Source organism: Nocardioides sp. AN3, from assembly GCF_054653495.1.
Window position 1 is genome coordinate 23,899 of sequence record NZ_BAAIGC010000013.1, and the last position, 25,858, is coordinate 49,756.

The 25,858-nt window shown below is 70.9% G+C and carries 24 protein-coding genes; 4 read left to right on the forward strand and 20 right to left on the reverse strand.

Features of this window, described 5'->3' with window-relative positions:
• The first annotated feature begins 44 nt into the window (after window positions 1-44).
• The 4 genes from ACYQ1K_RS15410 to ACYQ1K_RS15425 all read left to right on the forward strand — a co-directional run bounded on the left by ACYQ1K_RS15410 (window position 45) and on the right by ACYQ1K_RS15425 (window position 3,739).
• Entirely contained in the window at window positions 45-578 is a 534-nt protein-coding gene (locus ACYQ1K_RS15410) for a hypothetical protein (protein WP_459983997.1), read from the forward strand.
• 33 nt (window positions 579-611) lie between these two features.
• Window positions 612-1,241 (forward strand): hypothetical protein, encoded by a 630-nt coding sequence (locus ACYQ1K_RS15415; protein ID WP_459983998.1) that lies wholly within the window; start codon window positions 612-614, stop codon window positions 1,239-1,241.
• Window positions 1,238-1,795 carry an RNA polymerase sigma factor gene (locus ACYQ1K_RS15420; RefSeq protein WP_459983999.1) on the forward strand — a complete coding sequence of 186 codons (558 nt, stop codon included), beginning with the start codon at window positions 1,238-1,240 and terminating at the stop codon, window positions 1,793-1,795. Before ACYQ1K_RS15415 ends, ACYQ1K_RS15420 begins: the two co-directional genes overlap by 4 nt.
• Before the next feature lie 153 nt (window positions 1,796-1,948).
• Window positions 1,949-3,739, forward strand: a complete 1,791-nt coding sequence (locus ACYQ1K_RS15425; protein WP_459984000.1) for a hypothetical protein — start codon at window positions 1,949-1,951, stop codon at window positions 3,737-3,739.
• 37 nt (window positions 3,740-3,776) lie between these two features.
• Here ACYQ1K_RS15425 and ACYQ1K_RS15430 read toward each other — a convergent pair whose 3' ends face one another.
• The 20 genes from ACYQ1K_RS15430 to ACYQ1K_RS15525 form a co-directional block, all read right to left on the reverse strand.
• The gene (locus ACYQ1K_RS15430; protein WP_459984001.1) at window positions 3,777-4,220 is read right to left on the reverse strand and encodes a type II 3-dehydroquinate dehydratase; all 444 of its coding nucleotides are present in this window, start codon (window positions 4,218-4,220) and stop codon (window positions 3,777-3,779) included.
• Window positions 4,217-5,314: a 3-dehydroquinate synthase gene (gene aroB / locus ACYQ1K_RS15435; protein ID WP_459984002.1), complete on the reverse strand. Its 1,098-nt coding sequence runs from the start codon at window positions 5,312-5,314 to the stop codon at window positions 4,217-4,219. Before aroB ends, ACYQ1K_RS15430 begins: the two co-directional genes overlap by 4 nt.
• Complete coding sequence (locus ACYQ1K_RS15440; protein WP_459984003.1) at window positions 5,311-5,814, reverse strand: shikimate kinase; 504 nt, start codon at window positions 5,812-5,814, stop codon at window positions 5,311-5,313. Before ACYQ1K_RS15440 ends, aroB begins: the two co-directional genes overlap by 4 nt.
• Before the next feature lie 32 nt (window positions 5,815-5,846).
• Window positions 5,847-7,025 carry a chorismate synthase gene (gene aroC / locus ACYQ1K_RS15445; protein WP_459984004.1) on the reverse strand — a complete coding sequence of 393 codons (1,179 nt, stop codon included), beginning with the start codon at window positions 7,023-7,025 and terminating at the stop codon, window positions 5,847-5,849.
• 76 nt (window positions 7,026-7,101) lie between these two features.
• The gene (locus ACYQ1K_RS15450; protein ID WP_459984005.1) at window positions 7,102-7,830 is read right to left on the reverse strand and encodes an A24 family peptidase; all 729 of its coding nucleotides are present in this window, start codon (window positions 7,828-7,830) and stop codon (window positions 7,102-7,104) included.
• A 9-nt stretch (window positions 7,831-7,839) separates the two neighbouring features.
• Window positions 7,840-8,679, reverse strand: a complete 840-nt coding sequence (locus ACYQ1K_RS15455; RefSeq protein WP_459984006.1) for a shikimate dehydrogenase — start codon at window positions 8,677-8,679, stop codon at window positions 7,840-7,842.
• Between the two features lie 5 nt (window positions 8,680-8,684).
• Window positions 8,685-9,911 (reverse strand): endolytic transglycosylase MltG, encoded by a 1,227-nt coding sequence (mltG, locus tag ACYQ1K_RS15460; RefSeq protein WP_459984007.1) that lies wholly within the window; start codon window positions 9,909-9,911, stop codon window positions 8,685-8,687.
• On the reverse strand, window positions 9,908-10,381 hold the full coding sequence (ruvX, locus tag ACYQ1K_RS15465; protein WP_459984008.1) for a Holliday junction resolvase RuvX: 474 nt from the start codon (window positions 10,379-10,381) through the stop codon (window positions 9,908-9,910). Before ruvX ends, mltG begins: the two co-directional genes overlap by 4 nt.
• A 13-nt stretch (window positions 10,382-10,394) precedes the next feature.
• The gene (alaS, locus tag ACYQ1K_RS15470) at window positions 10,395-13,079 is read right to left on the reverse strand and encodes an alanine--tRNA ligase (RefSeq protein WP_459984108.1); all 2,685 of its coding nucleotides are present in this window, start codon (window positions 13,077-13,079) and stop codon (window positions 10,395-10,397) included.
• 35 nt (window positions 13,080-13,114) lie between these two features.
• On the reverse strand, window positions 13,115-13,498 hold the full coding sequence (locus ACYQ1K_RS15475) for a DUF6167 family protein (protein WP_459984009.1): 384 nt from the start codon (window positions 13,496-13,498) through the stop codon (window positions 13,115-13,117).
• Window positions 13,495-13,992, reverse strand: a complete 498-nt coding sequence (locus ACYQ1K_RS15480) for a hypothetical protein (protein ID WP_459984010.1) — start codon at window positions 13,990-13,992, stop codon at window positions 13,495-13,497. Before ACYQ1K_RS15480 ends, ACYQ1K_RS15475 begins: the two co-directional genes overlap by 4 nt.
• A gap of 11 nt (window positions 13,993-14,003) precedes the next feature.
• Window positions 14,004-15,389 (reverse strand): replication-associated recombination protein A, encoded by a 1,386-nt coding sequence (locus ACYQ1K_RS15485; protein ID WP_459984011.1) that lies wholly within the window; start codon window positions 15,387-15,389, stop codon window positions 14,004-14,006.
• 131 nt (window positions 15,390-15,520) lie between these two features.
• Window positions 15,521-16,633, reverse strand: coding sequence for an ABC transporter ATP-binding protein (locus ACYQ1K_RS15490; protein ID WP_459984109.1), 1,113 nt, complete (start codon window positions 16,631-16,633; stop codon window positions 15,521-15,523).
• Window positions 16,634-16,710: 77 nt separating this feature from the next.
• On the reverse strand, window positions 16,711-17,826 hold the full coding sequence (locus tag ACYQ1K_RS15495; RefSeq protein WP_459984012.1) for an ABC transporter ATP-binding protein: 1,116 nt from the start codon (window positions 17,824-17,826) through the stop codon (window positions 16,711-16,713).
• Between the two features lie 12 nt (window positions 17,827-17,838).
• Window positions 17,839-18,888 carry an ABC transporter permease gene (locus ACYQ1K_RS15500; RefSeq protein ID WP_459984013.1) on the reverse strand — a complete coding sequence of 350 codons (1,050 nt, stop codon included), beginning with the start codon at window positions 18,886-18,888 and terminating at the stop codon, window positions 17,839-17,841.
• A gap of 194 nt (window positions 18,889-19,082) precedes the next feature.
• A complete protein-coding gene (locus ACYQ1K_RS15505; RefSeq protein WP_459984014.1) occupies window positions 19,083-20,819 on the reverse strand; it encodes an ABC transporter substrate-binding protein in 1,737 nt (578 codons plus the stop codon).
• Between the two features lie 73 nt (window positions 20,820-20,892).
• Entirely contained in the window at window positions 20,893-21,906 is a 1,014-nt protein-coding gene (locus ACYQ1K_RS15510; RefSeq protein ID WP_459984015.1) for an ABC transporter permease, read from the reverse strand.
• Between the two features lie 171 nt (window positions 21,907-22,077).
• Window positions 22,078-23,868: an aspartate--tRNA ligase gene (gene aspS / locus ACYQ1K_RS15515; protein ID WP_459984016.1), complete on the reverse strand. Its 1,791-nt coding sequence runs from the start codon at window positions 23,866-23,868 to the stop codon at window positions 22,078-22,080.
• Window positions 23,865-25,169, reverse strand: coding sequence for a histidine--tRNA ligase (gene hisS / locus ACYQ1K_RS15520; protein ID WP_459984017.1), 1,305 nt, complete (start codon window positions 25,167-25,169; stop codon window positions 23,865-23,867). The genes aspS and hisS overlap by 4 nt, the downstream gene beginning before the upstream one ends.
• Entirely contained in the window at window positions 25,166-25,846 is a 681-nt protein-coding gene (locus ACYQ1K_RS15525; protein ID WP_459984018.1) for an MBL fold metallo-hydrolase, read from the reverse strand. Before ACYQ1K_RS15525 ends, hisS begins: the two co-directional genes overlap by 4 nt.
• Window positions 25,847-25,858: the final 12 nt, after the last annotated feature.

Here is a 25,858-nt window from a genome sequence, read left to right on the forward strand (position 1 = left end):
GAGGCTCCCTCTCGGGAGCGGCCCCGACAGGTCCAGGAGGACCCTTGCGACACCTCAACAAGGTCAAGATCGCCGCCGGTGCGGCTGCCGTGCTCGTGTGTGCGGTCGGCGGAGCCTACGCCGCCGACGCGATCGGCCCCGGTCAGCACGACACTCCGACCTCGGAGCTCACGCCCGCGGCGGACGCCGAGACCTCGGACCCGGCAGCGACGCAGGCCCCCGAGACGACGGACGACCCGACGCCGGAGGCGCCGGAGACCGACGCGCCCGAGACCCACGCGCCCGAGACGGAGGCGCCCGAGACGGAGGCGCCCGAGGTCGAGGCCCCCGACACGGAGGCGCCGGAGACCCACGCGCCCGACACCGAGGCGCCGGACGATCGATCCGACGACACGGGAGCCGACGACCAGGGCGAGGACGACCAAGGCGAGAACGCGACGCCGCACGTGTCCAGCGCGCATGACGACGGCGACCACCAGGGCGGGGAGCACCAGGGCGACGACCGCGAGGGGGCCCACCACGATGGCGGCGGCGACGACCACGAGGCGAGCGGGCATGATGGCGCGGGTGATGACTGATCGCCCCCGCCGCATGGCAGGTGCGGGCCCGTCGTGACCGACGGGCCTGCCCGCGGCCGGCTTCGGCTTGACCCACCGAGCGTCGTCTCCGACGCGTCGCTCGCAGCGCGGCTGGCCGATCTGGCCCGTGCGTCGAAGCCGAGCGCGTCCCCCGTCGCGCGTCGGCGGTGGCACCTGCCCGTCGCCGGGGCGGCGATCGTCCTGGCGACGGGAGGTGCCACGTTCGCGGCCGGCCAGGTCCGGCAGCACGATGAGCCACGCCCCACGATCGTGCCCGCTGAGCACCTCGCCCCCACCACCACGGCACCGGCGTCCGCCGCGCCGGTAGGAGGCGAGCAGAAGGCGCCCACGCCAGCGGCCTCGGCGGAGCGTGACGGCGACGCGCCGCGTCAAGCCGAGGCCCTCACGCCGCCGACGGCGTCGCCCAGGTCTGACGAGAAGGAGGACCACGGCCGGTCCGAGCACTCCGAGCACGACGAGACGGGCGAACAGGCGTCTCACGAGACCTCTCGTTCGTCCGGCCCGTCGGGCGACGACTCCGGGAAGGACTCCGAGTCTGCCTCGGTCGACGACTCTGACAACCGCACCGGCACCAGAGACGGCGACGGCTCCTCCGAGGGCGTCTCGTCGGTCGACGGGCAGGCAGGGGAGCACTCCGGTTGAGCACGCTTCGGAGCTCCTCGGAGGCGACGACGCACCTATCCGTGGTCGAGCGCGCTCGCACGGGTGACGCGGCGGCGTGGCATGAGCTCTACGACCAGCACGCAGGCCGCCTGCTGCTCTGGCTGCGTCAGCTCCCCAGTGGCGATCCCAGCGCCGACCACGAGGACCTGGCGATGGAGGCCTGGGCCGTCGCTGCGTCGCGGATCGCTGACTTCAGCGGCGACGACGAGGCCTTCGGAGGCTGGCTGTTCACCATCGCCCGCCATCACCTGCTGAACGCGCGGCGGAAGGTGGCCCGCCGGGCGACATACGGGACCGCCGACCTCCCGGAGGTGCCCGTGCCCGCGGAGACATCGACCGTCGAGCACCACGACGCCGTACGACGTGCCCTCGCCGCCCTGCCCCGCCGCGAGGGCGAGGTCATCGCGTGCATGGACGTCGTCGGTCTCGACCTGGCTACCACCGCGCAGGTGCTCGGCATCAAGCGGCCAGCGGCTCGCATGGCACGCAGCCGGGGGCTCGCCCGCCTGCGCAAGGAGGGCTGGGAGGTCTAGTGAAGCGCTGGACGAGGTCCTTCTCCGCGCGCTTGTATCTCAGCAGGGCGTCCGACCCTCCGTAGGTCACGACAACCGACCCGCGCGCCAGCGTCTCAGCGGCTCGCGCTCGAGCCGGTGTCGTCAGACGCCTCAAGACGAAGGAGTTCTCTGATGTCCAAGCGCTTGCGGCGGCCGGTGACTGCCCTCCTCGGAACGATGTCGCTGGCAGCCGCCTCCGGCATCCTCACCCTCGCCCCGGCGCAGTCCGTGCCCGCTCCGGCAGACGCGGACTGCCCGCAGACCTACCCCGTCGCCGACCTCGTGAAGGACCAGCCGGTCGACGGGCTCACGGTCTCGTCGGGCACCACGCCCGACACCTTCACCGGCACCGTGCTCGGCACGATCGTCGACGGCATCGCGCCGGGACTCGACCTGATCGTCGTGCGGCTGACGTCGCCCGAGATCGACCGCGTCGGCGGGATCTGGGAGGGCATGAGCGGCTCCCCGGTCTACGCGACCGACGGTCGGCTCATCGGCGCGGTGTCCTACGGCCTGGCGTCCGGCAGCTCTCCGGTCGCGGGTGTGACACCGGCCGAGGACATGAAGGCGCTGTTGGCCACGTCCCCGACCCCGCAGCTGCGCACCGCCAAGCGGGTGGCCCTCCGGGGCGCGCTGCTGGCCCGGGTCACGGCGAGCGCTGCGACGACCTCGAGCGAGGCGGCCTCGGGGCTGGAGCGGCTGAGGGTGCCCGTCGGCGTCTCGGGCCTGAGCAGCGCACGGATGAAGCGCGCATCGACGCGCCTGAACCTGGGTGACGTCCGGCTCTACCGGTCCGCGCCGGCCGCTGCGGCGCCTCTGAGCGGCGGTGACCCGCAGATCTTCGCCGGCAGCAACCTGGCGGCGTCGATGTCCTACGGCGACCTCTCCGCCGTCGGCACGGGCACGACGACGATGGTGTGCAACGGCACGGTCGTCGGCTTCGGTCATCCGTTCAACTTCGCCGGTGACACGACCCTGACGATGCACGGCGCGTCCGCCGTCTACGTGCAGGAGGACACCGCGGGGGCGCCCTTCAAGGTGACCAACCCGACCGGGCCGGTCGGCACCGTCGATGAGGACCGCATGGTCGGGATCAAGGGCGAGCTGGGCGCGGCGCCGCCCAGCACGCTCGTGCGAACCGTCGTCGCCGGCCCGACCGGCAGGAGCCGCGTCGGCGACACCCGCGTGAGCCTCCCGGACTTCGTCTCGGCGGCGACCGCGATGGGCGACCTCCTGAACCTCGACCGCGTCTTCGACCACACCGGGAAGGGCACGGCGACGGTCCGCTTCACGATCAGCGGGCACACCACGGCGGGAACGCCTTTCACGCTCACGCGCGGGAACCGCGTCGTGGACGACGACGACGTCAGCTACGCCAGCACCTTCGAGCCGGCAGCCGATGTCGACGCCGTCATCGGCAACGACTTCACGGGCGTGACCCTCGACCAGGTCCGGATCGACACCTCGCTCTCCGAGCAGGTGCGCAGGTTCCACATCGCGAAGGTCCAGGTGCGGGTCAAGGGTGCGTGGCACGCGGTCGGGACCGAGTCCGTCGTCAGGGTGCGGCACGGCGGTCGTGTCCTGATGCGGGTCGTCCTCCGGTCGCGGCGCAACGAGCTGGGCTCGAAGGTGGTCAGCACGCGACTCAGCGTCCCGGCGTCGCTCGTGCCCGGAAGCACCGGGGCCGTGGTGGTCGGCTCCGCGGGCGGCGGCAGCGACTCGGGCGACGGCGACGGCGCGCCGAGCACGGCAGAGCCCACGTCCTTCGCGCAGCTCCTGCGGACCCTGGCGACGGCACCGCGCAACGACGAGCTCGCCCTGAGCCTGCAGCTCGACTCGGAGGAGTCGCCCTCGGTGCAGACGCGGACGCAGACGGGGGTGGTCGTGACCGGCCAGACAGCGTTCCAGGTGCGCGTCCGCTGACCTGGCCCCCGGGTCCTGCCGGAGCGTCGCCGGGCGCTCAGCGTCCGGCGACGGTCTCCAGCGCCAAGCGGTAGCCGGCCAGGCCCTGTCCTTCGATGACCCGCGCTGCGTGCGGGGTGACGACGGAGGTGTGCCGGAACTCCTCGGGACGCTTCGACGGCGCGCTGATGTGCACTTCGACCAGGGGCGCGGTCAGCTGGGCGCAGGCGTCGTAGAGCGCGTAGGAGTAGTGCGTCCACGCGCCGGCGTTGAGGACGACCGGTGTCTCGTCGTCGGCGGCGGCGTTGAGCCAGTCGAGAAGCACGCCTTCGTGGTTGGTCTGACGCACCTCGACCTCGAGGCCGAGGTCACGGCCCCATTGCTCGCACAGAGCAGCGAGCTCGGCGTACGTCGTCGACCCGTAGATCTCGGGCTGCCGCTTGCCGAGGCGGCCCAGGTTGGGACCGTTGAGGACCAGGACCGGCTTGGGCGCGATGCTCATGTGGACACCGCCCGGAACGCCTCGCGGAGCAGGTCCTCGCTCGGACCGGCCAGGATGCCGGGCTTGGCCGGCCCGTCGAGCACGAGGAAGCGCAGCTGGGACCCCCGAGCCTTCTTGTCGACGCGCATGGCGCCGATCAGGTCGTCGAAGCCGGCCTTGTCGTAGGTCGTCGGGAGGCCGACGCGGGCGAACGCAGCGCGGTGCCGGGCCGCTGTGGCCTCGTCGAGCCGGCCGGCGAGCCGCGCCAGCTCGGCGGCGTAGACGCAGCCGATGGCCACCGCCTCGCCGTGCCGGATGGCGTAGTCCTCGTGCTTCTCGATCGCGTGGGCGAGGGTGTGACCATAGTTGAGCACCTCGCGGCCCGGATGTCCGTGGGCGCCGCCGGTCTCCTTGAGGTCGGCCACGACCACCTCGGCCTTGACCCGGATCGCGCGCTCGACCAGCTCCTCCAGCACCGGGGAGGTCGCGGCCCCCAGGCCCGTCAGCTCCTCGGGGTCGGTCTGCTCGACGAGATCGAGGATGCGGGGATCGGTGATGAAGCCGCACTTGATGATCTCGCCGAGACCTGCGATGAGCTCCTCGCGCGGAAGCGTGCGCAGCAGCGCCAGATCGCACAGGACCCCGGCCGGCTCGTGGAAGGCACCGACCAGGTTCTTGCCGGCACCGGTGTTGATGCCGGTCTTGCCTCCGACGGCCGCGTCGACCATGGCCAGCAGGGTCGTCGGCACGTGCACGACGCGCACGCCACGCAGCCAGCTTGCGGCGACGAAGCCGCCCAGGTCGGTGGTCGCGCCGCCTCCGAAGGTCACGACCGCGTCGGAGCGGGTGAACCCCTTCTCCCCCAGCGCCTCCCAGCAGTCGTGCGCGACGGCGGCGGTCTTGGCGGCCTCGCCGTCGGGAAGGCCGAGGGCCAGGACCTCGTAGCGCTCCACGAGCCGGTCGAGCATCGGCTCAGCCAGGGCTCCGAGAGTGCCGGCGTAGAGGAACGCCACCCGCTCGACCTTCTCGCCCAGGATGGCGGGGAGGAGGTCGCCCAGCTCGCGACCGATGTGCACGTCATAGGGCGACGCGCCCCCCACGTGGATCGTCGTCATCGGCCCAGCCCCTCCTCGATGTCGTCGGCGACCTGCTCGGGGGTCCGGCCGTCGGTCTCGACGACGAGGGTCGCGACCGACTCGTAGATCGGCGTCCGCTCGTCGAGGAGCTGCTTGACCCGGCCGCGCACGTTGCCCAGCAGGAGTGGACGCGCCGTCCCGAGCCCGACCCGCTTGACGGCGTCGCTCAGCCCCACGCGGAGGAAGACGACGTCGTGCCCGCGCAGGAGCGCCTGGGTGTCCGGGTCGAGCACGGCGCCACCTCCGAGAGAGAGGACGCCGTCGTGGGACGCCAGCGCGTCGGCCACCGCGGCCTTCTCCAGCGACCGGAAGTGCTCCTCGCCCTCGTCGACGAAGATCTCGGAGACGGGCTTGCCCGCGCCCGCCTCGACATCGGCGTCGGTGTCGCGCACCGCGACGCCCCACCGACGGGCCAGGACGCGGCCGACGGTGGTCTTGCCGGCACCCATCGGACCGACGAGCACGACAGGTCGCGACATCGGAGCTGTCGTCGGCCCCGTCGTCGGCTCAATCATCGGTAGCGCAGGCCGTCGAGGTACGACGCGACGTTGCGGCGCGTCTCGGCCACCGAGTCGCCGCCGAACTTCTCCAGCACCGCGTCGGCTAGGACGAGCGCGACCATCGCCTCGGCGACGATGCCGGCGGCCGGCACGGCACAGACGTCGGAGCGCTGGTGGTGCGCGACCGCCGCCTCGCCGGTCGCGACGTCGATCGTGCGCAGCGCCCGCGGCACGGTGGCGATCGGCTTCATCGCCGCGCGCACGCGCAGGACCTCACCGGTGCTCATGCCGCCCTCGGTGCCGCCGCTGCGGCCCGACGCACGCCGGATGCCGTCGGCTCCCGTCACGATCTCGTCGTGCGCCTGGCTGCCGGGGGTCGCGGCGAGCTCGAAGCCGTCGCCGACCTCGACGCCCTTGATGGCCTGGATGCCCATGAGCGCCCCGGCGAGCCTGGCGTCCAGACGGCGGTCCCAGTGCACGTGCGACCCCAGACCCGGCGGCAGGCCGTGGACGACGACCTCGACGACGCCGCCGAGGGTGTCGCCGTCCTTGTGCGCCTGGTCGATGCGCTCGACCATCTGCTTGGAGCCGTCCGGGTCGAGGCAGCGGACCGGGTCGGCGTCGAGCCGCGCGACGTCCTCGGGGGTGGGCAGCTCGGCGCCCGGAGTCCGGACGCCGCCGATCTCGAGGACGTGCGAGACGATCCGAGCGCCCACGGCCTGCTCCAGGAAGTTGCTCGCCACCCTGCCGAGCGCGACACGTGCGGCGGTCTCCCGGGCCGAGGCCCGCTCGAGGATCGGCCGGGCGTCGTCGAAGTCGTACTTCTGCATGCCGACGAGGTCGGCGTGTCCGGGCCGGGGGCGGGTCAGGGCGGCGTTGCGGGCCTGACCGGCGAGGACGTCCGCGTCGACGGGGTCGGCGGACATCACCGTCTCCCACTTCGGCCACTCGGTGTTGCCCACCTCGATGGCGACGGGGCCACCCTGGCTCTCGCCGTGCCGGACGCCGCCGACGAGCGTCACCTCGTCGCGCTCGAACTTCATCCGGGCGCCCCGGCCGTAGCCGAGGCGTCGCCGTGCCAAGGAGTCCCCGATCTCCTCGGTGGTGATCCGCACATGAGCAGGCAGGCCCTCCAGGATCGCGACCAGGGAAGGGCCGTGGGACTCGCCCGCGGTGAGCCAACGCAACATGGGCGCAAGTCTCCCATCCGGTCGAGCCGGGCGCATGCGCGGCCGGGGGTGTGAGACGCGCCGCGACCGGGCGACGTCAGGTCAGGACCAGGACCTGACCGAGGACGGCGGCCACGAGTGCCCCCAGCAGGAGGAACGGACCGAAGGGCACGTGCTCGCGCAGCGGGCCCTTGGTCCGGTCACGCTTGATCGTGCGTCCGAGGAGCTTCATCGGCACGAACGACAGTGCCCCGAGCACGCCCGCCGCGAGGACGGAGATGACGAGCTCGCCGACGCCGAGGGGCCCGAGGGCGAGGCCGATGAGCGCGCCGAGCCGCACGTCGCCGAAGGCCATGATCCGGGGGCTGATGAACCAGAGCAGCCCGTAGTAGACACCGAGCGCCGCCCAGCCGATCGCCGCCTGCAGCACCACGTGCCAGTCGCGCACGGCCACCGCGCCGACGAGGATCAGCACGGCCACGACGACGTACGACGGCACGAGCAGGCGCGACGGCAGGAACCAGGTCACGTAGTCGATGATCGTCAGCGCGCAGCCCACCGGGACGAGGAAGACCAGCCACGGCAGCGCCCACGACCAGCCGAACGCGCCGCCCAGGAGTCCTGCCGCCAGGGCACACGCCAGTGCGCATCGCCACGCCAGGCCCGACGAGCGCGCCAGATCGGTGTAGAGCACCTTGTCGGGGAACTCGCCCGGCTTCTCGTCGGGGTCGGGCTCCGGCTCCGGGAGTGCGGCGATCAGACGCGGGACGAGCCAGCCGGTCCCCGCGCCGACGACGGCACAGGTCAGCGCCGGGACGAGATGCATGCGCGAACCCTACTGAGCCCGAGCCGCGAGCGCGGCCAGACCGGCGACACGCATCGCCTCGAGCGGCGCCGGGCGACCCGTGAACTGCTCGAACTGGAGCACCGCCTGGTGCACGAGCAGGTCGAGACCGGAGACGACGATGCCGGTCGCGGCGGCCGCGAGCGGGGTGGGCCAGGTGTTGTAGGTGACCTCGAAGACGACGGGCGCACCCCCGCACCGTGCCACCAGCTCCGGCGTCTGGGCCTCCACCGGGATGGTGGAGACGACCACGTCGGCCGACGCGAGCGCGCCATCGCCGATCGACACCGACGCGAGCGACAACGAGTCGAGGGAGATCACCTCGACGGTCGGGGCGCATGGATGCGCGGCAAGCGCGCCGGCGGCTTCGGCCGCGCGTGCCGGCTCACGCACCGCCAGCGTCAACGACGACGCCCCGAGCTCGGCCAGCGCGAGCCCGACGCTCGCGGCGGTGGCGCCGCCGCCCAGGATGAGCGCCGATCGGACCGGTCCGGCGTAGCGCTCACGGATCGCCGAGATGGCGCCCGGGAGGTCGGTGTTGTCCCCGGCCCATCCGGCCTCGGACCGCACCAGCGTGTTCACGCCACCGGCGAGCCGGGCGCGGGCGGTCACCGTGGCGGCGTAGGCGAGCGCCTCGCGCTTGAGCGGCGCGGTGACCGAGAGGCCCCGCCAGGTCAGGTCCAGGTCGGAGGCGAACCCGGCGAGTGATCCGCTCGGCACCCGTACGGCGTCGTAGGACCAGTCCTCGAGCCCGACCTCGGCGTAGCCCGCGGCGTGCAGGACGGGTGAGAGCGAGTGGGCGACGGGGTCGCCCAGGACGGCACATCGCATCGTCGTCAGCAGGCGCCGGCCGACTCGTTCGCGCAGTAGTCCTTGAGCTCCTGGCGGTAGGTCAGGAACTCGTCATAGGTCTTCGCGAACTTCGTCTCCCCCGTCTTGAGGTTGACCGTGACGTAGTAGTACCAGTCGCCCTTCGCCGGATGCGTGGCCGCCTGGATCGCCGCGTCGCCGGGGGCCTCGATCGGTGCCGGCGGAAGGCCGGGGTGGACATAGGTGTTGTACGGCGAGTCGGTGTGGGTCTCGTCGGTCGTCACGGTCGCGATGCCCTTGCGACCCAGGGCGTAGTTGACCGTCGCGTCGATCTGGAGCAGACCGTTGGTGCCCTGCTTGCTGCCCGGGCCCTCGAGTCGGTTGTAGATCACTCTCGCGATCTTCGGCATGTCCGAGCCGCGGCCCTCGGCCTGCACCAGCGAGGCGATGGTCATCATCTGCTCGGGCGTGTAGCCGAGGGCGGCCGCCTGGTCCTCGAGGTGGTTCTCTGCCGCAGCCTGCTTCCACCGCGCGACCATCTTCGTGATCATGTCGACCGGCTTGTCCTTCGGCCCGAAGGCGTAGGTGGCGGGGAACAGGTAGCCCTCGGGGTTGCCCTTGGCATAGGCCGGCAGGCCGATCGACGGGTCCTTGAGCGCCGCTTGGAACTCGCTCTTCTTGAAGCCTGTTCTCTTGGCCAGGACGTCGACGACGTCGACGACGCGGAGGCCCTCGGGCACGGTGACGGTCGTCTTGACGATGTTGGAGGGGTCGACGAGCACCGCGAGTGCGTCGTCCGCGCTCATCTGCTTCTTGAGCGTGTAGTAGCCGACCTGGATGCCGGAGGCCTGGGGGTTCGCGTTGGCGGCAGAGATGAACGCGTCCACCGACTTCACCACGCCTGCAGCCTTGAGGGTGCGCCCGATCGCCGCGGCGCTGTCGCCCGGCTTGACCTCGACGGTGACCTGGTCGTGGGCCGTCTGGCCGGAGTAGTCGCCCCCCTTGCTGCCGCCGAGCCCGTCGATCTTGTCCTTGACGAAGGAGAAGCCCACCCACAGCAGCGCGACGATCACGGCGAGGGCGACGAGCCCCGCGAGGCAGCCCGGCAGTCGGCTGCGCCGGCGCTCGGCGCGCCGGGCTCCGCCGCGCGGAGGAACGTCGTGACGGGCCGCCGGCTCGTCGGCGTACACCGCGGGCCGCTCGGCGGTGTCGCCGAGCCCCGGCACGTGCCCGTGCTCGTCGTGCTCGCTCATGGTGTCGTGACCTCGACGATCTCTCCAGGCGCCTGTCCCGCGGCGCGTTCGGTGTCCAACGCGTGCTGCAGGATCAGGACCGCTGCGGCCTGGTCGACGACCGACCGCCGGTCCTGGCCCTTGCGGCCCCGGTCGCGGAGCATAGCCTCCGCCGAAACCGTCGTGAGCCGCTCGTCGACCAGGCGCACCGGGGTGGGCGCGAGCCGAGTCGCCAGTGTGCCGGCGAACGCACGGACTTTGACGGTGGCCGGGTTCTCCCCGCCCTTGAGGGATCGGGGCAGTCCCACGACCACCTCGAGGAGGAGCGACTCGGCCGCGATCTCGGCCGCGATGGAGGCGATCCGCGCGACGTCGCCCCGCCCCCGGCGCACCGTCTCGAGCGGGGTGGCCAGGAAGCCGGTCGGGTCGCTGCGGGCGACGCCGATGCGGGCGTCGCCGGGATCGATCCCCAGCCTGACGCCCGTCCTCATCGCCGCCGCCGCATCAGGCCTTCGCCACCAGGCCCAGCACGAGCCCGAGGGCCTCGTCGATCCGCGAGGAGTCGCTGCCGCCGCCCTGCGCCAGGTCGTCCTTGCCGCCGCCCTTCCCCCCGACGACAGGTGCGAGCTCGCGCAGCAGCGCGTTGGCCGAGAGCCCACGGGCCCGTGCCGCCTCGTTGGTGGCGGTCACGACCGAGACCTTGCCGTCGCCGTCGCCGATGAGGACGACGACGGCGGGCCGGCTCTCCCCGGACGTCTGGCCGAGACGCGCGCGCACATCGGTCGCCAGCGTGCGGACGTCGCCCCCGGCCGCACCAGCGGCACGGGCGGCGACGACGGCGACACCGTCGACGTCGACCGCCGCGTCGGCGATCGATCCCGCGCTCGCGAGCAGCTGCGCCATCTTGACCCGCTCGATCTCCTTCTCCGCCGAGCGCAGCCGCTCCACCAGGTCGCTGACGCGCTCGGGCAGCTCCTCCGGACGAGCCTTGAGGGCCTCGGAGAGCTGGGCGACGAGCACGTGCTCACGGGCGAGGAACTGGTAGGCATCGGTGCCGACCAGAGCCTCGACGCGACGAACGCCGGAGCCGATCGACGACTCGCCGAGCAGCTTGATGACCCCGAGCTTGCCGCTGGACGCCGTGTGCGTGCCGCCGCAGAGCTCACGGGCCCAGTCGCCGACCGAGACGACGCGGACGACGTCGCCGTACTTCTCGCCGAAGAGGGCCATCGCTCCCGAGGCGACGGCCTCGTGCTGCGACATGTACTCCGCGTGCACGGCGAGGTCGTCGAGGATGACGGCGTTGACCGTGGCCTCCACGTCCGTCATCACCGACGCGGGCACCGCGCCCGTCGCGGAGAAGTCGAACCGGAAGCGGCCGGGCGCGTTCTCCGAGCCGGCCTGGGTGGCGGTCTCGCCGAGCGCCTCCCGGAAGGCCTTGTGCACCATGTGGGTGGCGGTGTGCGCCCGGCTGATCGCGAGGCGGCGACCCAGGTCCACCACCGCGTGAGCGCCCACACCCGGCACGACCTCGCCGGCGACCACGCGCGCCCGGTGGGCGATCAGGCCGCTGATCGGCTGCTGGACGTCGAGCACCTCGAGACGGGCACCGTTGGCGAGCTCGATGAGCCCGGTGTCCGCCAGCTGGCCGCCGCCCTCGGCATAGAACGGCGTCCGGTCCAGGACCAGCTCGATCTCGTCGCCTTCGCGCGCGCTCGCGACGACCCCGTCGGCACCGACGAGTCCGCGCACGACCCCTTCGTCCGCGGTCGTCTCGTAGCCGGTGAAGTCGACCGCCCGCCCGATCGAGTCCGCGATCTCGCGGTAGGCGGCAGCGTCACGGTGAGCGCTCTTCTTCGCCCGAGCGTCGTCCTTCGCGCGCTGGCGCTGCTCACCCATGAGCCGGCGGAACCCGTCCTCGTCGACCGCGAGGCCCTGCTCGGCCGCCATCTCCAGGGTGAGGTCGATCGGGAACCCATAGGTGTCGTGCAGCTGGAACGCCCGGGCACCGTCGAGCACGGTGCCGCCGGCCTTCTTCACCTCGGTCGCGGCGAGATCGAAGATCTGGCTGCCGGCCTTCAGCGTCTGCCGGAAGGCGTCCTCCTCCGCGAAGGCGACCGTGGAGATGCGCTCCCAGTTCTGGTGCAGGTCGGTGTAGGTCTCGCCCATCTTGTCGCGAGAGACCGGCAGCAGCTCGGGCAGGACCCGGTCCTCGCAGCCGAGCAGCCGCATGGACCGGATCGCGCGCCTCATCAGCCGACGCAGCACGTAGCCGCGACCCTCGTTGCCCGGCGTGACGCCGTCGTTGATGAGCATGAGCGACGAGCGGACGTGGTCGGCGACCACGCGGAAGCGGACGTCGTCCCCGTGGTCGGCGCCGTAGCGGCGCCCGGTGAGCTCCATCGCCTTCTCGATGACCGGGAACATCACGTCGGTCTCATACATGTTGTGGCGGCCCTGGAGCAGGTAGGCCACCCGCTCCAGGCCCATGCCGGTGTCGATGTTCTTCTTCGGCAGCTGACCGGCGATGTCGAAGTCGCTCTTCGACCGGACCGCGGAGAGCTCGTCCTGCATGAAGACGAGGTTCCAGAACTCCAGGTAGCGGTCACCCGCGTCCCAGTCGCGGTCGGCGCCGTACGCCGGGCCGCGGTCGATGAGGATCTCCGAGCACGGGCCCCCCGGCCCGGGCACGCCCATCGACCAGTAGTTCTCCTTCGGGGGCAGCCGCACGATGCGGTCGTCCGGCAGGCCGGTCACGCGCCTCCAGATCCCCACGGCCTCCTCGTCCCCGTCGAGGACCGACGGGTAGAGCACCGCCTCGTCGAACCCGAACCCACCGTCGGCGAGCGGCTTGGTCACCAGCTCCCACGCGAGTGTGATCGCGCCGTCCTTGAAGTAGTCGCCGAACGAGAAGTTGCCGCACATCTCGAAGAAGGTGCCGTGCCGCGTCGTCTTGCCGACGTCCTCGATGTCGGGAGTGCGGATGCACTTCTGCACGCTGGTCGCCCGCGGGAACGGGGGCGCCTCCTGGCCGAGGAAGTAGGGCTTGAAGGGCACCATCCCCGCATTCACGAACAGCAGGTTGGGGTCGTCGAGGAGCAGCGACGCCGACGGCACGACGGTGTGGGGCAGGCTCGGGTTGTCGGCAAAGTGGTGGGTGAACCGCCGCCGGATCTCCGCCGTGCTCAGCCAGGTGTCGGGCCGGCCACCGTCGGACACTGTGCTCACTGAGGGCCTTCCTGCTTCTCGGGATCGTTGTCTTCGTTGGTCGAGGAGCCCTCGCGAGCCGTCACCTCGTTGGTCGAGTAGCCCTCGCGAGGAACGAGCGAGGGCGTATCGAGACCCTCCACCTCGTCGGTCGAGGAGCCCTGCCGAGGAACGAGCGAGGGCGTATCGAGACCCCTCGTCCGCAACCGCTGCCGCAGCGAGGCCTCGGCCTCGGCCTTGCCGGTCGCCACCTCGTCGCGGAACATCCGCGCCCCTAGGCCGAGGGCCTGCCATCGGTCGTGCAGCCCGTCGGAGGTCAGCGCCTCGGCGGCGCGGCGGCCGCGCACCATCGCATAGACCCCGACGCCGGCGCCCGCGAGGAACCAGAGGCCGCGCCTCACGCCGCACCCTCGCTCTCGCTCGTCTCGGCGCGGTGCCGCGCGCGGTACTGGCGCAGCGCCTCCTTCACCTCGTCGCGACGCGCCCGGCGGGAGCGCTTGAGCTCGCGGCGCATCTCGAAGCGGATCCGGTTGCGGGTCTCGAGGGCCAGCGCACGACGTACGCCCTGGACGAGCGAGGCCGTCTGGACGACCGTCTCGCGCAGCACCGCATCCGCGAAGGCCGGGGCCGTCAGGGGGACGGGCACGGGCGCGGTCCCCGACCCGACCGGCTCGGCCTCGCCGAGCCGCGTGATGACGTACTCGGGCTCGTGGCGCGCAGGAGCCGCCGGCGTCGGCGCCGGCAAGCGCGACTCCACGGCCTCGAGCCGCTCGCGCAGAAGGGCCGCCTCACGCGCCGCGTCGCGGCGGGTGCGCCGCAGACCGACGAGCGCCACGACGGCGACGGCAGCGGCGATCGCGGCCACGCAGGCCAGCAGGATCGTCGACACCGTCATGAGGACTGACCCTATCGCGGGCCCTTCGTCTGCTTCCTGCGCGTTCCTGCCGCGGCACCCCGGACGATCGCCCGGACCCGCTCCCAACGCTCCTTGATGGCGCTCTCGGCGCCGATCTCCTTCGGCTGGTAGTAGGCGGCCTCGGCGAGGACGTCGGGCAGATACTGCTGCTCGGCGATGCCGAAGGGCTCGTCGTGTGCGTAGACGTAGGCCGCACCGTGACCCAGCAACTTGGCGCCCCCGTAGTGCGCGTCGCGCAGGTGAGCGGGCACCTGCCCGATCCTTCCGGCACGCACGTCGGCGAGCGCGGCGCCGATCGCGGTGGTGACCGCATTCGACTTCGGGGCGACGGCGAGCGCGATGGTCGCGTGCGCGAGCGTGAGCTGCGCCTCCGGCATGCCGATGAGCTGCACCGTCTGGGCGGCGGCGACCGCGGTCGTCAACGCGGTGGGGTCGGCCAGGCCGATGTCCTCGCTGGCGAGGATCATCAGTCGGCGCGCGATGAAGCGGGGGTCCTCGCCCGCCTCCATCATCCGAGCCAGGTAGTGCAGCGCCGCGTCGGCGTCCGAGCCTCGCACCGACTTGATGAAGGCGCTGATGACGTCGTAGTGCTGGTCGCCGTCGCGGTCGTAGCGCACCGCAGCAGTGTCGACGGCCGTCTCCGCGGTCGCCAGGTCGATCTGGCTGCTCCCCCGCGACGACGCGGCACCGGCCGCCGCCTCGAGGTAGGTCAAGGACCGGCGGGCGTCGCCACCGGCCAGGCGGACCAGGTGCTCGAGCGCGTCCTCGGCGATCGCGTAGGCGCCCGCCAGCCCACGCTCGTCGGCCAGGGCCCGCTCCAGCACGCCCCGGATGTCATCCTCGGTCAGCGACTCGAGCTTGAGCAGCAGGCTGCGGGAGAGGAGCGGCGAGATGACGGAGAAGTACGGGTTCTCGGTCGTCGCGGCGACCAGCGTGACCCACCGGTTCTCCACGCCGGGCAGCAGCGCGTCCTGCTGGGCCTTGCTGAAACGGTGCACCTCGTCGACGAAGAGCACCGTCTCCTTGCCGGTCGACACCAGCTCGGCTCGGGCGCTGTCGATGGCCGCGCGGACTTCCTTGACGCCGGCCGAGACCGCCGAGATCTCGACGAAGCGGCGGTCGGTCTGTCGGCTCACGATCGCGGCGATCGTCGTCTTGCCGGTGCCCGGCGGTCCCCACAGCAGTAGGGAGAGCGACCGATCGCCCTCGATGAGCTGCCGCAGCGGGCTGCCCGGCGCCCGCAGCTGCGCCTGGCCCACCAGCTCGTCCAGCGACCGCGGCCGCATCCGGACCGCGAGCGGCGCGGACGCGTGGTCGGCCGAGCTCAGCGATCCCCCGGTCGGCGCCCCGCCGAGCTCGAACAGGCCCTCACTCACGCTCAAACCCTAGGCGACGCGTGCCCGCGTACCCAGGCGGCGCCAGAGCGCGTGCATCGCAAGGCGGCGGCGCGAAGGCGACCTTGGGAGCGGAGCGGTCGTCGAGCGCCGCCAACGCAGGGAGGTGCGTGCTATGGCGTCGCCTTTCCCATCGTGTTGTTCTGGAGGTCGAACCAGGTGTCCCCATAGCCGGGCCCGGTCGGCAGCTCGGTGGCGGGACCCGCAGCGGGGTCCGGCGTGCCGGTGTCGTCGACGCCGAGGAGGCGGGGCGTGATCGGCTTCTCCGGGTGCTTGCCCACCTCACCCGGGAAGTGGCAGGCGACCTTGTGGGTCGGGCCGACCTGGAGCAGCGGCGGCTCGACGCGGGCACAGATGTCGGCAGCGATCGGGCAGCGCGTGCGGAACCGGCAGCCCGATGGCGGGTTGATCGGCGACGGCACGTCGCCCTCGAGCCGGATCCGGTCGCGGCGTCCGCCGACCTGGGCCTGCTTGACGTCGGGCACGGCGGAGAGGAGCGCCTGCGTGTAGGGGTGGTGCGGCCGGCTGTAGAGGGTGTCGCGGTCGGCGATCTCGACGATCTTGCCGAGATACATCACCGCGATCTCGGGACAGAAGTGCCGCACGACGGCGAGGTCGTGGGCGATGAACAGGAACGCGATGTTGAACTCGCGCTGCAGGTCCTGCAGCAGGTTGATGACCTGCGCCTGGATCGACACGTCGAGCGCCGAGACCGGCTCGTCGGCGACGAGCAGCTTCGGCTGCAGCGTCAGGGCGCGCGCGATGCCGATGCGCTGGCGCTGTCCGCCGGAGAACTCGTGCGGGTAGCGGTTGTAGTGCTCGGGGTTGAGGCCGACGATCTCGAGCAGCTCCTGAACGCGCGGCAGGATCTTGTCTCTCGGCACGACCTTGTGGATCGCCAGCGGCGCCCCGATGATCGACCCGACCGTGTGCCGCGGGTTCAGCGACGTGTAGGGGTCCTGGAAGATCATCTGGATGTCGCGCCGGAGCGGGTGCAGGTCCCTGTCGGACAGCTTCGCGATGTCACGGCCGTCGAAGTCGATCGTGCCGCCCGTGGGCTGGTAGAGACGGGTGATCAGCCGGCCGGTCGTCGACTTGCCGCACCCGGACTCACCGACGAGGCCGAGCGACGCGCCGGCGTTCACCTGGAACGAGACGCCGTCCACCGCCTGGACGTGGCCGATCGTCTTGCGCAGCAGACCGGAGCTCTTCACCGGGAAGTACATCTTCAGGTCCTCGACGCGAAGGATCGGCTTCGCGTCGGCCGGCGCCTCGGTGGCGCCCTGAGAGGTCAGCTCGGCAGTCACTGCGTGTCCTTCTGGTCATGAGGCCCCAGCGCCAGCTCGTCGGCCAGCTCCTCGGCGAGTCCCGGGTCGAACTCCGGCAGCACCTCGGTGGCGTAGACGGCGTCCGGGTCGGCGAGGTGGCACCGCTTGAGGTGGCCGAGGCCCTGGCGGCCGGGCACGAGATCGGGCTGGACGGTGCGGCACAGGTCGCCCGGCACCTTGTCCACGTGCGGGCAGCGCGGGTGGAAGGCACAGCCCGACGGCGGGTTCAGCAGGCTCGGCGGGTTGCCCGGGATGGGGATCAGCTTCGCCGAGGTGTCCGCGGTGACGTCGGGGACACTCGAGAGCAGACCCCAGGTGTAGGGCATCTCCGGCCGGACCAGGATCTCCTTCGTCGAGCCGTACTCGACCGCCTTCCCGGCGTACATGACCAGGACGTCGTCGGCCATCTCCGCCACGACGCCGAGGTCGTGGGTGATGATGATGATCGCCGAGTCGAACTCGCGCTGCAGGTCCTGCAGCAGGTCGAGGATCTGGGCCTGGACGGTCACGTCGAGGGCCGTCGTCGGCTCGTCGGCGATCAGCAGGCCAGGGTTGTTGATGAGGCCCATCGCGATCATGGCGCGCTGCCGCATGCCGCCCGAGAACTGGTGCGGATAGTCGTCCACGCGGCGGTCGGGCTGCGGGATGCCGACGCGGTCGAGCATCTCGATGGCCCGGGTGCGGGCCGCCTTCTTCGACGCGTCGTTGTGGACCCGGAAGGCCTCCATCAGCTGGTTGCCCACCGTGTAGTAGGGGTGCATCGCCGAGAGAGGGTCCTGGAAGATCATCGAGACGTCCAGGCCGCGCCGGCGGCGCATCTCCTCGTCGGAGATCTGCAGCAGGTCGACGCCGTCGAGGAGGATCTGGCCGCTGATCTGGGCGCGCGTGCCGCGGTGCAGGCCGAGGATCGTCGAGCTCGAGACCGACTTGCCGGAGCCCGACTCGCCGACGATGCCGAGCGTCTTGCCCTTCTCGAGGTCGAAGGACAGCCCGTCGGTCGCCTTGACGATGCCGTCCGCCGTCGGGAAGTGGACCTTCAGGTCCCTCACGGACAGGTAGGGGGTGCTCTTGGCAGAGCTCACAGTGCTCAAGTGCTGACTCTCCTAACCGATCCGGACGCGCGGGTCGATGAAGGCGTAGAGGATGTCGACGATGATGTTGGCGAGGATCACGAACGCGCCGGCCACCAGGACGATGCCGATCAGCACCGGCAGGTCGTAGTTCGTGTTGGCCGAGACGGCGAGCTTCCCGAGGCCGTTGAAGTTGAAGATCGTCTCGGTGATGATCGCGCCGCCGAGCACGCTGGCGAAGTCGAGGCCGGCCATGGTCACCAGCGGCGTGAGCGCGGCGCGCAGCGCGTGCTTGAAGAGCACGACGCGTTGGGACACGCCCTTGGCCTTGGCGGTGCGCACGTAGTCCTCGGTCAGCGACTCGAGCACGAACGCACGGGTCATACGCACGTAGCTGGCCATGTAGAGCAGCGCGAGCGTGATCGCCGGCAGCATGAGGTTCGCCGCCCACTTGCCCGGCCCGCCGTCGGCGATCGGCGTGTACGACGGCACCGAGACCCAGCCGAACTTGATGGCGATGTAGCGCAGCAGGAACGTGCCGATGAAGAACGACGGGAACGCGTAGGCGAACAGCGACAGCCCGACGATGCCGCGGTCTATGAAGGATCCCTGGGTGACCGCGGCGAGCACGCCGATGAGGACACCGAAGAAGATCCAGAGGATGACCGCCGCGAGTGCGATCGAGAACGTGATGGGGAGCGCCTGCTCGACCATCGAGTTGACGGTCTTGGAGCTGTAGTGCGAATAGCCGAGACACGGGGCGGAGCAGTGCACGACCTGCGAGGGAGCCGCCTCGCGCATCTTCTCGTCGGCCGGGAAGTCGCGGCCCGCCACGAGGCCCTTGGTGAAGTCGGTCCAGAGCTTGAACGGGCCCTTGACGTTGCTCTCCCACACCCCGGCGTTGCGGGGCGGGTAGCCCAGGGCCTTGCGGGCCTGCTCACGCTGCGAAGGGGAGCAGTTCTTGCCACAGGCGAACTGCGCGGGGTCGACGGGCGAGGCGAAGAAGAGCACGAACGTCACCAGGCTCATCGCCAGGAGCATGATCACGCCGATGAAGATTCGGCGGATGACGTAGGCCAGCATGGGTGGATCACCTCGAGGTCGAGATCGTCTGATTCTGGATGGGCAGGTGCCTGGCCGCGTGCCACTGCCACGCGATCAGGCTCTCACCCAAGGCCGGGTGGACGCCAGTACGTCCACCCGGCCGGGTCGGGCGGGGGCCGAGACGGCCCCCGCCGGGTACTGCTATGGAGTGAGGACGGCTGGTGCCGTCGGCCTCACTGCTTGACGCCGATCGCACCCAGGTCCGGGTAGCCGTTCGACGAAGGCGTCACCTCGAAGCCGGTGATCTTCGAGCCGTGCACCCAGTTGAAGAGCGACTGCTCGAGCGGGATGTAGGCGTAGTCCTTGCCCAGGACCTCGTCGGCCTGCTGCAGGTACTTCGTCTGGTCCTGAAGCGACGCGGACGAGCGCGCCTGGTCGACGAGCTTGTTGAACGCATCGCTCTTGTAGTTGCCGTAGTCGGAGTTGTTCGAGCTCTTCGTCAGGTTGACCCGGCTGTCGAACAGCGGCGGCGTGACCGTGATGGCCGACGGCCAGTCAGCACCCCAACCGGCCCAGGTGATGTCCGACTTCGAGTTCGGGTCCTGGATGGTCGGGTAGTAGGCGTCGACGAGCGGGTTGAGCGTGACGTTGAAGCCCGCCTTGTCCCAGGTCTCCTTCAGCGCGGCCGCCTGCTTCTGGCCGGTCTGCGAGGAGCCGTCGAAGGTGAAGGTGATCGGGTAGGGCATCTTCACGCCCGCCGCCTGCAGCGTCGCCTTGGCCTTCGCCGGGTCGCCCGCGCCCATGTTCTTGAACTGGTCGAGCGCCTGGTAGCCGGGGACCGTCGGGGAGACGATCGAGTCGGCCGGCTTGTAGAACTTCTCGCCACCACCGGCGGTGATCCAGCCGTTGATGTCGGTCGACTCGGCCAGGGCCTGGCGGACCGGGAGCGAGAGACGCTTGACGTTCGGGACCAGGTAGTCGACGTACGGGGTGTTGACGTTCTCGTAGCGGTCACCGAGGCCGGAGGCCTGCGCGATGTACTGCGGCTGGATGCGGTTGCGGGTGATCGCGGCCTGGGCCTCCGGGCTGTCCTGGATCAGCAGGTCGGCGATGGTCTCCGGAGTCTTGCCGATGTCCATCACGATCTTGTCCGGGAGCGCCTGGCGGATCTCCTTGGAGTCCGTGCTCGGGTCGTAGTTCGGGTTGCGAACCAGTGTCCCGCCCTTGTTCTCGTCCCAGGTCCCCTGCAGCATGTACGGGCCGTTGGAGAAGATGGAGAAGTTGGACGCGTTGCCCTTGTCCTGGTCCTGCCGGTAGGGGTCCATCATGTGGAGCGAGGCGATGGCGTACGGGAAGTCCGGCCACGGCTCCTTGAAGTGGTAGGTGATCGTCTTGCCGTCGCAGGTGACCGCCTTGTCGAAGTCGGCCTGGCCGGCCTTGGTGTACGGGCCCTTGTAGGTCGGGGAGCCGTCAGGGGCGGTGGGGATGTCGAGGTAGGCCAACAGGTAGCTCGGGCCACCGGTGAGCACGTCGTTGGCGAAGACCCGCGACGCGCCGTACTTGAGGTCCTCACACGTGATCGGCTTGCCGTCCTGCCACTTCACGCCGTCCTTGAGCGTGAACTGCCAGGTCTTCGAGCCGTCGGAGGCCCGACCGGTGTCGGTGGCCAGGTCGGGAACCGGGGTCAGACCCTTCTTCGGGTCGGTGGAGACGGGATAGGTGACCAGCTGCCGGTAGATGGTGCGGGTGAAGTTGATGATGTCAACACCGACATAGGTTCGCTGCGGGTCGGTGTGACCGAGCGGCGTCGCGAAGTAGTAGGTGAGCGTGCCGCCCGCCTTGCCGCTTCCACTCGACGACGACGAGCTGTTCTTGCTCCCGCCGTCGCTGCCGCCACCGCACGCGGCGAGGGCGAGCGCCATGGCAGTCGCCGCAGCCGCCGCAAGCAGCCGCTTTCGATTGTTGGCCATTGCTTCTCCTTGGATGTGTGACGCGCCTGGTGCGGCGGCACATTCGACGGCGCCCTGCCGTCGAAGACTGGGACTAGCGGTTGGTCTTCGGGTCGAGCGCGTCGCGCAGGCCGTCTCCGAACAGGTTGAAGGAGACGACGATGAGCGCGATGGCGAAGGCGGGAGCGAAGAAGTAGACGAAGTCGAACTGGGCGTAGTTCAACGAGTCCCGCAGCACGTTGCCGAGTGTCGGGGTGGGCGGCTTGATGCTGACGCCGAGGTAGCTGAGCGCCGCCTCCGCGGAGATGTAGGCCGGGAGCGTCAGCGTGAAGCTCACCAGCAGCGGAGCCCACAGGTTGGGCAGGATCTCCTTGAAGTACATCCGGCGGCGCGACGCCCCGAAGAGCTTGGCGGCGTCGATGAAGTCACGCTCGCGGACCGAGAGGACCTGGCCGCGGATGAGGCGGGCGATCGTCGGCCAGCCGAAGAGGGCGAGGAAGACCACGACGTACGTCGACCAGCCCCAGTCGCCGGACGGCACGTGCAGGCTCTGCGTGATGAACGCATACATCGGCGCCGACAGGGCCAGCAGCATCAGGGTCTGCGGGAACGACAGCGTCAGGTCGATGAACCGGCCGATGGCGCCGTCGAGCCAGCCACCGGTGAAGCCCGCGATGATGCCCAGCGTGGTGCCGATCAGCATCGCCAGGGCGCTGGCGATGAGCGAGAGCGTGAGGGACAGCGTCGTGCCGAGCCACACGCGGGAGAGCACGTCGCGACCGGTGCCGGGCTCGACGCCGAACGGGTGGTCCCAGCTCATGCCGCCGAACTTGCCCTTCGGCAGCGTGAACGGGTTGAGCAGGTCCTGGTGGAAGCTGGTCGGGTCCAGCACGCCGAGCTTGACGAGGATGGGCGCCGAGATGGCCGCCAGCACGTAGAGCGCCACGATGAAGAACGACACCATGGACAGCTTGTCCTTGCGGAACCGCTCGTACGCCAGCCTGGTCGGGGACTTGCCCGCGATCGTCGCCGTCGTCGACAGGTCGACATGACCGGTCGGATCGGGCAGGTGCTCGCTCTCCAGGTTGCTCACCGGCGTGGTGGTCATGTCACCTCGTGTCCGTTCTTCACGACGGAGGTAGCGCAGCCTTCTTCCGGGCCGCACCCGTCGGGCGCCCGTGGTGTGGCGCCGCTGGTGACTCTAGGCGCGTAGCAGCGTGTCTTCGATCACTGACGCGTAACGATCTGGTCAAGATGGGTTCGCCACACGTACGGCGGATCAGGCGTCGACGGGGAGATCCTCCGCCGGAACGGCGTCCACACCGGCCTCCTTGCGCTGCTGGGGCGTGATCGGCGCAGGGGCAGCGGTGAGCGGGTCGTATCCGCCACCGGACTTCGGGAAGGCGATCACCTCCCGGATGGAGTCCACCCGGGCGAGCATCGCGACGACGCGGTCGAGCCCGAGCGCGATGCCGCCGTGCGGCGGGGCGCCGTACTTGAACGCCTCCAACAGGAAGCCGAACTTCTCCTGCGCCTCCTCGTCGCTGATCCCCATCACGTTGAAGACGCGCTTCTGCACGTCCTCGCGGTGGATACGGATCGACCCACCGCCGAGCTCGCTGCCGTTGCAGACGATGTCGTAGGCGTAGGCCAGCGCGCTGCCGGGGTCGGTGTCGAAGGTGCCGAGGAACTCAGGCTTGGGCCCCGTGAACGCGTGGTGCACGGCCGTCCAGGCGCCGGCGCCGACGGCGACGTCACCGCTCGCGACCGCCTCGGCGGCGGGCTCGAACATCGGGGCGTCGACGACCCAGGTGAAGGCGAACGCGTCCTCGTCGATGAGGCCGCAGCGGCGACCGATCTCGAGGCGCGCGGCCCCGAGGAGCGCCCGGCTCGACTTGGTGGCCCCGGCGGCGAAGAAGATGCAGTCGCCCGGCTTCGCGCCGGCGTGCTCGGCCAGGCCCGCCTGCTCCGCCTCGGAGAGGTTCTTGGCCACCGGGCCGCCGAGGGTCCCGTCCTCGCCCACCAGCACGTAGGCCAGCCCGCGCGCGCCGCGCTGCTTGGCCCAGTCCTGCCAGGCGTCGAGCTGCTTGCGGGGCTGGCTCGCTCCCCCGGGCATGACGACCGCGCCGACGTACTCGGCCTGGAAGACGCGGAACGTCGTGTCCTTGAAGTAGTCGGTGAGCTCGACGAGCTGCAGGCCCATCCGCAGGTCCGGCTTGTCCGAGCCGTAGCGCCGCATGGCGTCGGCATAGGTCATCCGCGGGAGCGGGCGCGGGATCTCCTGCCCGATCGTCGCCCACATGGCCGCCAGGACGTCCTCCATCAGCGCGATGACGTCCTCCTGGTCCACGAAGCTCATCTCGATGTCGAGCTGGGTGAACTCGGGCTGCCGGTCGGCGCGGAAGTCCTCGTCGCGGTAGCACCGCGCGATCTGGTAGTAGCGCTCGAGACCGCCGACCATGAGCAGCTGCTTGAACAGCTGGGGGCTCTGCGGCAGGGCATACCAGCTGCCGGGGTGCAGACGCGCCGGCACCAGGAAGTCGCGGGCGCCCTCGGGGGTGCTGCGCGTCAGCGTTGGCGTCTCCACCTCGACGAAGCCGTGGGCGTCGAGGGCGTCGCGCGCGGCCTTGTTGACCTTGCTGCGCAAGCGGATCGCCTCAGCCGGGCCGCTGCGGCGCAGGTCGAGGTAGCGGTACTTGAGGCGGGCCTCCTCGCCGACCTCACCCCCGTGTGAGGCAGCCTCATCGATGGGGAACGGCAGGGGCGCCGACGGGTTGAGCACCTCCAGCTCGCTGACGACGACCTCGACCTCACCGGTGGCCAGGTGCGGGTTGACGTTGCCCTCGGAGCGGGCGACGACCTCGCCGACGACCCTCAGACAGAACTCGTTGCGCAGCGAGTGCGCCGACTCCTCGTCGCGGATGACGACCTGGACCACGCCGCTGGCGTCGCGCAGGTCGATGAAGGTCACGCCCCCGTGATCGCGCCGGCGGGCCACCCACCCTGCCAGGGTGACGGTCTGCCCGACCTGCTCGGCGCGCAGAGCGCCGGCATCGTGTGTGCGGATCACTGGTGTTGCTCCTTCTTCGTTTCGTTGGTCGAGCCTGTCGAGACCGCCACGTTGCTCAGGTATGTCGCGAGCTCACCCAAGGGAACCGGGACCTGGTCGCCGGTGTCCATGGACTTCACCTGCGCGACGCCCGCCTCGAGGTCGCGCTCACCGAGCACGACGACGAGCGGTGCGCCGGACCGGTCGGCCGCCTTCATGGCGCCCTTCAGCCCGCGCTCGCCGAAGCCCTGGTCGGTGCGCAGACCCGCGCGCCGCAGCTCGGCGACGAGGAGCGCGGCCGTCTGGCGAGCGGCCCCGAGCGGGACGACGTACACGTCGAGGGCGGTCGTGGGGCCAGGCGTGAGCCCCTCGGCCTGGCACGCCAGCAGGATGCGGTCCAGGCCCAGGCCGAAGCCGATCCCGGACAGCTCCTGACCGCCGAGCTCGGCCATCAGGCCGTCGTACCGGCCCCCGCCGCCGATGCCGGACTGCGCGCCGAGGCCGTCGTGGACGAACTCGAACGTGGTGCGCGTGTAGTAGTCGAGGCCGCGCACCATCCGCGGGTTGACGACGTACGCCGTGCCGTTGGCGTCGAGCAGCGCCCGGACGGCCGCGAAGTGCTCCGCGCACGCCTCGTCGAGGTGGTCGATCATCAGCGGCGCGTCGGCCAGCTGCTCGATCACCTCCGGGCGCTTGTCGTCGAGGACGCGCAGCGGGTTGATCCTCGCGCGCTCGCGGGTCGGCTCGTCGAGGTCGAGGCCGTCGAGGAAGGCGACGAGCTTCTCGCGGTACGCCGGCCGGCAGTCGGCGCAGCCGAGGCTGGTGATCTCCAGGCGGTAGCCGGTGAGGCCCAGCTCGCGGTAGCCGTCATCGGCGATGCGGATGACCTCGGCGTCGAGTGCCGGGTCGTCGGAGCCGATCGCCTCGACGCCGAACTGCTGCAGCTGGCGGTAGCGACCGTGCTGGGGGCGCTCGGCGCGGAAGAAGGGGCCGGCGTACCAGAGCTTCACCGGCAGCTGGCCGCGGTCGAGGCTGTGCTCGATCACCGAGCGGATGACCCCGGCCGTCCCCTCGGGGCGCAGCGTGAGCGAGCGGCCGCCGCGGTCGGTGAAGGTGTACATCTCCTTGGAGACGACGTCGGTGGACTCCCCCACGCCTCGCACGTAGAGGCTGGTCTCCTCGAACACCGGGAGCTCGATGTAGCCGTAGCCGGCGAGCGCGGCCTGCTTGGCGAGGGTGTCCTTGATGGCGAGCCAGGAGGCGGAGACGGGCGGGAGATACTCGGGCACACCCTTCGGGGCGGCGATCTTGTCGTTCGTCATGTGGCGATCAGGTCCAGGAGGAAGGGGTTGGTGGCGCGCTCGCGGCCGATCGAGGTCTGCTCGCCGTGCCCGGGGAGCACGACGATGTCGTCGGCCAGCGGCAGCACCTTGGTCGTGAGGCTGCGCAGCATCGTGGGGTGGTCACCGCCCGGGAGGTCGGTCCGCCCGATCGAGCCTGCGAAGAGCAGGTCGCCGGAGAACATGACCTCGGAGACGTCGTCGCCGGTGTAGGGCGTGCGGAAGATGACCGACCCCTGGGTATGGCCCGGCGTGTGGTCGACGACGAAGCTCAGGCCGGCCAGCTCGAGCGCCTGGCCGTCGCCGAGCTCACGGACGTCGTCGGGCTCGGCCCAGCTGTAGTCGCCGCCGAGCAGCATCTGCGTCGACTCCCGGCTCATGCCCGCCATCGGGTCGGAGAGGAGGTGACGGTCCGCCGGGTGGATCCACGCCGTGGCGTCATAGGTCCCGGCGACCGGCGCGACACTCCACATGTGGTCGATGTGGCCGTGCGTCACGAGGACCGCGACCGGCTTGAGCCGGTGCTCGCGGACCACGTCGGCGACACCGGGCGCGGCGTCCTTGCCCGGGTCGATCACGACGCACTCGCTGCCGGCTCCGGTCGCCACGACGTAGCAGTTGGTGCCCCACGGACCGGCGGGGAAGCCTGCGATCAACACCGAACAACCCTA

Coding starts and splice junctions, on each gene's coding strand:
- ACYQ1K_RS15425 (WP_459984000.1), top strand. CDS start 1,949: ATGTCCAAGCGCTTGCGGCGGCCGGTGACTGCCCTCCTCGGAACGATG.
- ACYQ1K_RS15430 (WP_459984001.1), bottom strand. CDS start 4,220: ATGAGCATCGCGCCCAAGCCGGTCCTGGTCCTCAACGGTCCCAACCTG.
- aroB (WP_459984002.1), bottom strand. CDS start 5,314: ATGACGACGATCCACGTGGGGGGCGCGTCGCCCTATGACGTGCACATC.
- ACYQ1K_RS15440 (WP_459984003.1), bottom strand. CDS start 5,814: ATGTCGCGACCTGTCGTGCTCGTCGGTCCGATGGGTGCCGGCAAGACC.
- aroC (WP_459984004.1), bottom strand. CDS start 7,025: ATGTTGCGTTGGCTCACCGCGGGCGAGTCCCACGGCCCTTCCCTGGTC.
- ACYQ1K_RS15450 (WP_459984005.1), bottom strand. CDS start 7,830: ATGCATCTCGTCCCGGCGCTGACCTGTGCCGTCGTCGGCGCGGGGACC.
- ACYQ1K_RS15455 (WP_459984006.1), bottom strand. CDS start 8,679: ATGCGATGTGCCGTCCTGGGCGACCCCGTCGCCCACTCGCTCTCACCC.
- mltG (WP_459984007.1), bottom strand. CDS start 9,911: ATGAGCGAGCACGACGAGCACGGGCACGTGCCGGGGCTCGGCGACACC.
- ruvX (WP_459984008.1), bottom strand. CDS start 10,381: ATGAGGACGGGCGTCAGGCTGGGGATCGATCCCGGCGACGCCCGCATC.
- ACYQ1K_RS15480 (WP_459984010.1), bottom strand. CDS start 13,992: ATGACGGTGTCGACGATCCTGCTGGCCTGCGTGGCCGCGATCGCCGCT.
- ACYQ1K_RS15490 (WP_459984109.1), bottom strand. CDS start 16,633: ATGTACTTCCCGGTGAAGAGCTCCGGTCTGCTGCGCAAGACGATCGGC.
- ACYQ1K_RS15500 (WP_459984013.1), bottom strand. CDS start 18,888: ATGCTGGCCTACGTCATCCGCCGAATCTTCATCGGCGTGATCATGCTC.
- ACYQ1K_RS15505 (WP_459984014.1), bottom strand. CDS start 20,819: ATGGCCAACAATCGAAAGCGGCTGCTTGCGGCGGCTGCGGCGACTGCC.
- ACYQ1K_RS15510 (WP_459984015.1), bottom strand. CDS start 21,906: ATGACCACCACGCCGGTGAGCAACCTGGAGAGCGAGCACCTGCCCGAT.
- hisS (WP_459984017.1), bottom strand. CDS start 25,169: ATGACGAACGACAAGATCGCCGCCCCGAAGGGTGTGCCCGAGTATCTC.